Raw genomic sequence first — 4,973 nt, 5'->3', positions numbered from 1 at the left:
GGTTTGTCCGATTCAATATCCTTGTATTTTTCGAGCGCGGGAGCAACATATTCAGCGAGGAAGTCCCCGGTCTGCTCCTTTGCTCTGCCTGTGTACTTCTCGGGCTGGAGAATGTTCTCAAGCTCCTCGAGCGTTACGCCGAACGCCTCGTCTGATGCGATTCTGCTGAGAAGGTCGTTCTCGCCGCCTTCCTCCTTGATGACCTTGGAAGCTGCCATTGAGTGAACGCGGATTCTCTCGTGAAGCTGCTGACGGTCAGCGCCTCTCTTCTTTACAGCGTCCATCATGATGTTCTCGGTTGCCATGAAGGGCAGCTCCTTGCGCAGACGCTGCTCAATAACCTTCGGGTAAACGACCAGACCGTCAGCGACGTTAGCGCAGAGTGAGAGCACTCCGTCGATCGCGAGGAACGCTTCGGGCACGCTCAGACGCTTGTTCGCTGAGTCGTCAAGTGTGCGCTCAAACCACTGTGTAGCGGTCGTGAAGTAACCGTTGAGCACGTCAACCATCACGTAACGCGAAAGAGAACCGATTCGCTCGCTGCGCATCGGGTTGCGCTTGTAGGCCATCGCAGATGAACCGATCTGGTTCTTCTCGAACGGCTCCTCTACCTCCTTGAGGTGCTGCAGAAGTCTGATATCGTTGGAGAACTTCGCCGCGGACTGCGCGATACCCGCAAGTACATTGAGGAACTGTGAATCGAGCTTGCGCGAGTAGGTCTGTCCCGATACGGGGAAGCAAGCCTGATAGCCCATTTTTTCGGCGATCTTCTTATCGAGAGCCTTGCACTTCTCATGGTCGCCGTCAAAGAGCTCCAAAAAGCTCGCCTGAGTACCTGTGGTACCCTTTGAGCCGAGCAGCTTAGCCTTTGAAAGCTGATACTCGACGTCCTCGAGATCCATCATGAATTCCTGGATCCAGAGGGTCGCGCGCTTGCCTACGGTCGTGGGCTGAGCGGGCTGAAAATGTGTAAACGCGAGTGTCGGAAGCGCCTTGTATTCGTCCGCGAATTTGGAAAGGTTGCGGATAACGGTGATCAGCTTGTTGCGGACAAGCTTCAGACCCTCGGTCATAATGATGATATCGGTGTTGTCGCCGACGTAGCACGAGGTAGCTCCGAGGTGGATAATACCCTTTGCGTTCGGGCACTGCACGCCGTAAGCGTAGACGTGGGACATTACGTCGTGGCGGACGAGCTTCTCTCTCTCCTGCGCGACTTCATAGTTGATGTCGTCGGCGTGAGCCTTGAGCTCGTCGATCTGAGCCTGTGTTACGGGCAGACCCAGCTCCATTTCCGCCTCGGCAAGCGCAATCCAGAGTCTGCGCCAGGTGCGGAATTTCTTGTCGGGTGAGAATATATATTTCATTTCCTTGCTCGCGTAACGCGCGGACAAGGGTGACTCATAACAATCCTTACTCATTTTCCTGTTCCTTTCCGATACATTTGCTGTCAAAATTCATTCCGCCGCGTTCCTTACCCTCGAGAGTCTCGCGGATAATATCGGCGGGGTAATCGCCCGTGAAGCAGCCCTGACAGAAGCCGACAGGCGCGTAGCCTATCATCTCGTGAAGGCTTTCAACAGGCAGATAGCCGAGGGAATCGGCTCCGCTGAGCTTGGTGATCTCCTCTATTGTATGGTTGCAGGCAATCAGCTCTCCGCGCGACGGAATGTCGGTGCCGTAGTAGCAAGGCCACATGAACGGCGGCGAGCTTATGCGCATATGTACTTCCTTTGCGCCGGCGTCTCTGAGCATTGTGACTATGCGGTCGACGGTGGTTCCGCGAACGATACTGTCGTCGATCATAACCACACGCTTGCCGCGTACCATGTCAGCAATCGGATTGAGCTTGATCCTGACGCTCTTCATGCGCTCGGACTGGCTGGGCTTGATGAAGGTTCTGCCGATGTAGCTGTTCTTGACGATCGCCTTTTCGTAGGGAATGCCGCTCTCCTCAGCGTAGCCGATAGCCGCGTCAATTCCCGACTCGGGTACGCCGATGACCATATCAGCCTCAACGGGGAATTCTCGTGCCAAAATCCTGCCCGCCTGCTTTCTCGCTTCATACACACTCACGCCGTCGATAAACGAATCGCTGCGCGCAAAGTAGATATACTCAAAGATGCAGAGGGACTTTTTCTTTTCGCCGAAATCGGGCTTCATTGTGCGAAGTCCCTTATTGTCTACAATGACGATCTCTCCCGGATCAACGTCGCGGACAAACTCGGCTCCGCAGGCGTCAAGAGCTGCGCTCTCGCTGGCAAAAACATAGGTGCCGTTGAGCTTACCCATGCACAGAGGTCTGAATCCGTGCGGGTCGCGCGCTGCGATCAGCTTACTCGGGCTCATTACGAGCAGAGAGTACGCGCCCTTGATGTGCGTCATGGTCTGAGCAACCGCTTCCTCTACGGAATGGCAGTTAAGACGTGCGCGAGCGATAAGATAACAGATAACCTCACTGTCGATTGTCGTCTGGAAAATCGCACCCTTATGCTCGAGCTCGCGGCGGATTTCAACCGCGTTGGTGAGGTTTCCGTTGTGAGCGACGGAAAGAGTACCCTTTACATAACGCATAACAAGCGGCTGTGCGTTTTCGAGCACAGAGCCGCCTGCTGTTGAATAACGGACGTGGGAAATACCCATCTGACCGCGAAGTGAGTCAAGAATACTGTTGTTGAACACCTCGGTCACAAGTCCCATGTTTTTATGATAGTCGATAACGCCCTCGTCGGACACCGCAATGCCGCAGCTTTCCTGACCTCTGTGCTGAAGCGCAAGAAGTCCGTTGTAGCAGGCATAGGCAGGGTCAAGAGAGCCGTCGCTGAATATTCCGAATACGCCGCACTCCTCGTGCAGCCCTTCTTTTACAAAGTTGTCGAAAGAATAATTCAAAATTTCACCATCCGAAACAGGTTGTAATTTTTTATTCGCCGAGACCGATTCTCTTCATCATTTCGGCATAAGCCTCTTCTACGCCGCCCATGTCGCGACGGAAACGGTCCTTGTCGAGCTTCTCCTGGGTGTCAACATCCCAGAAACGGCAGGTGTCGGGAGAAATCTCGTCTGCGAGAATGATGGTGCCGTCGGGCAGTCTGCCGAACTCGATCTTGAAGTCGATAAGGTCAACCTTGCACTCCTTGAAGAATGCAACCATAACCTCGTTGATTTTCATGGTGTATTTCGCGATAGTATCAAGCTCTTCCTTTGTAGCGGCGCCGATAGCGATGATCTGGCTGTCGTTGATCATGGGATCGCCGAGAGCGTCGTCCTTGAGGCAGTACTCGAGGGTCGGGCACTTGAACGCTGTGCCTTCGGGAACGCCGAAACGCTTTGAAAAGGAACCTGCGGCCTTGTTTCTGACAATTACCTCAAGAGGAACAATCTGAACCTTCTTGAGCACGGTGTCGCGGTCGTTGAGCTCCTCGACATAGTCGGTGGGAACGCCGTTCTTCTCAAGCAGCTTGAACATGAAGTTGCTCATTCTGTTGTTTACAACACCCTTGCCGACAATGGTGCCCTTCTTCTCACCGTTGAACGCGGTGGCGTCGTCCTTGTAGGATACAACGCAGAGAGCGGGGTCGTCTGTAGCGAATACCTTTTTAGCCTTGCCTTCGTAGAGCATTTCTTTCTTTTCCATCTGTCATTCCTCCAAAGATTCGTTGCGGCGGAAACCGTCGGAGTCTGCCGAAGGTCGCCTGACCGCTGAAAATACCAATACGTCTATATTATATAATAGTTTTGTCATTTTGGCAACCGTATAAGAATTAAAAACGAATTTTTCCGAATAAAATAAAATATTTTCGTATTCAGGTAAATTTATATATAAATTTGCAACAACTCAAAACAAAGAGAAAACCTGAAAATAAGACTTGATTTTTTTAAGTTATTAATGTATAATTAAGCATGGTAAAATTGCCGGTGTGATGGAATTGGCAGACGTAGCGGACTCAAAATCCGCCGGTAGCGATACCGTACCGGTTCGAGTCCGGTCACCGGCACCAAAAAAGACAGTTTTCGGACTGTCTTTTTTCTTTGCCAAAATTTCTCAGAATGCCCAAAAACGGCTTGAATACTGGGTTTCCGAGTGTTCGTACAGTTAAGTTGAGTAAAGTTGAAATCTGTTAAAATAAGATAAATTACTGTCAAATTTACTGTCAATTCTCTTGGCAAAAACGCAGTGTTTATCGAAAAATCAAAGAATATCGGCATTTGAAATGCTGTCAAATTACCGAAAATAGCCTAAAAAGCGCTGAATCGTGCTTCTGATCAATAAAAAATTTCACTATTTTCGGAGGTAAAGACTATGACGACGACAAAAATATCTTATACACAGCAGGGTGATTATCTTCTTCCCGATTTGAAATTACCCAACCAGCCGAAGGTCGAAATCGGCGTATTCGGTAAACGTAGGCTTCGTTATTTGGAACACAATCGTAAAATTCTCTACACAAATCTGCTTACTAAAGGCAAGCTGACCGCTTATCTCGCCGATATCGACGAACAGGCGGAGAATATGTTTGATCGGTTGGTAAGTCAGCTTGCAGAGCGTGAGGGTGTAACAGAACAGCTCAAAGCAGAAAATCAAATGCTGTGGGTTAAAAAGATGAACTCTATCCGCAACCGTGCCGAAGAAATTGTCAATCACGAGTTGATTTACAGCTAAAAAACAATAGGCGCTTAAAACGCCCGTGAAGGGCATTCTACGCAAAAACGGGGTAACCGCTCAACAACCACCCCATCCCCCAAAACGCAAGCCCTCGGCAAAACACCGAGGGCTTGATTATGCAAAAACCTTATTCTTCTGTTAATGGTGCCGGTTTGGTTCTCGTTGCAATGGATTCTTTGATCTCCTTGCTCCAGGGCATGAAGCTTTCCAGATCTTCATTTGAAAACGGTCTGCCTATGTACTGCATATTTGTCAAAATGAGGTTGAGGTATGTGTACGGTTCTATGTTGTTTGCCTTTGCTGTTTC

Annotated in this window: 5 protein-coding genes and 1 tRNA gene; 2 read left to right on the top strand and 4 right to left on the bottom strand. The window is 50.1% G+C overall.

The window, feature by feature from the left end:
- From purB to purC, 3 genes are all read right to left on the bottom strand, one after another.
- On the bottom strand, positions 1-1,421 hold a 1,421-nt coding region (purB, locus tag JKK62_RS16835; protein ID WP_201428934.1), incomplete at its 3' end, for an adenylosuccinate lyase.
- The gene (gene purF / locus JKK62_RS16830) at positions 1,414-2,895 is read right to left on the bottom strand and encodes an amidophosphoribosyltransferase (RefSeq protein WP_399552678.1); all 1,482 of its coding nucleotides are present in this window, start codon (positions 2,893-2,895) and stop codon (positions 1,414-1,416) included. The genes purB and purF, both read right to left, overlap by 8 nt.
- 28 nt (positions 2,896-2,923) lie before the next feature.
- Complete coding sequence (gene purC / locus JKK62_RS16825) at positions 2,924-3,637, bottom strand: phosphoribosylaminoimidazolesuccinocarboxamide synthase (RefSeq protein WP_201428932.1); 714 nt, start codon at positions 3,635-3,637, stop codon at positions 2,924-2,926.
- A 277-nt stretch (positions 3,638-3,914) separates the two neighbouring features.
- Here purC and JKK62_RS16820 point away from each other — a divergent pair.
- Positions 3,915-4,001, top strand: a tRNA-Leu gene (locus JKK62_RS16820).
- Between the two features lie 302 nt (positions 4,002-4,303).
- Complete coding sequence (locus JKK62_RS16815; protein ID WP_201428931.1) at positions 4,304-4,663, top strand: TnpV protein; 360 nt, start codon at positions 4,304-4,306, stop codon at positions 4,661-4,663.
- 130 nt (positions 4,664-4,793) lie between these two features.
- Here the strand turns inward: JKK62_RS16815 and JKK62_RS16810 are convergent.
- Positions 4,794-4,973, bottom strand: a 180-nt coding sequence (locus tag JKK62_RS16810; RefSeq protein WP_201428930.1) for a transposase domain-containing protein, incomplete at its 5' end; no start/stop codon positions are given.

It is taken from the genome of Ruminococcus difficilis (assembly GCF_016680995.1).
This window is presented reverse-complemented; position numbering and strand designations above follow the sequence as displayed.

Bases quoted from the DNA above. Each gene is read 5' to 3' on its own strand.
- purC (WP_201428932.1), bottom strand. From the start codon at position 3,637: ATGGAAAAGAAAGAAATGCTCTACGAAGGCAAGGCTAAAAAGGTATTC.
- JKK62_RS16815 (WP_201428931.1), top strand. From the start codon at position 4,304: ATGACGACGACAAAAATATCTTATACACAGCAGGGTGATTATCTTCTT.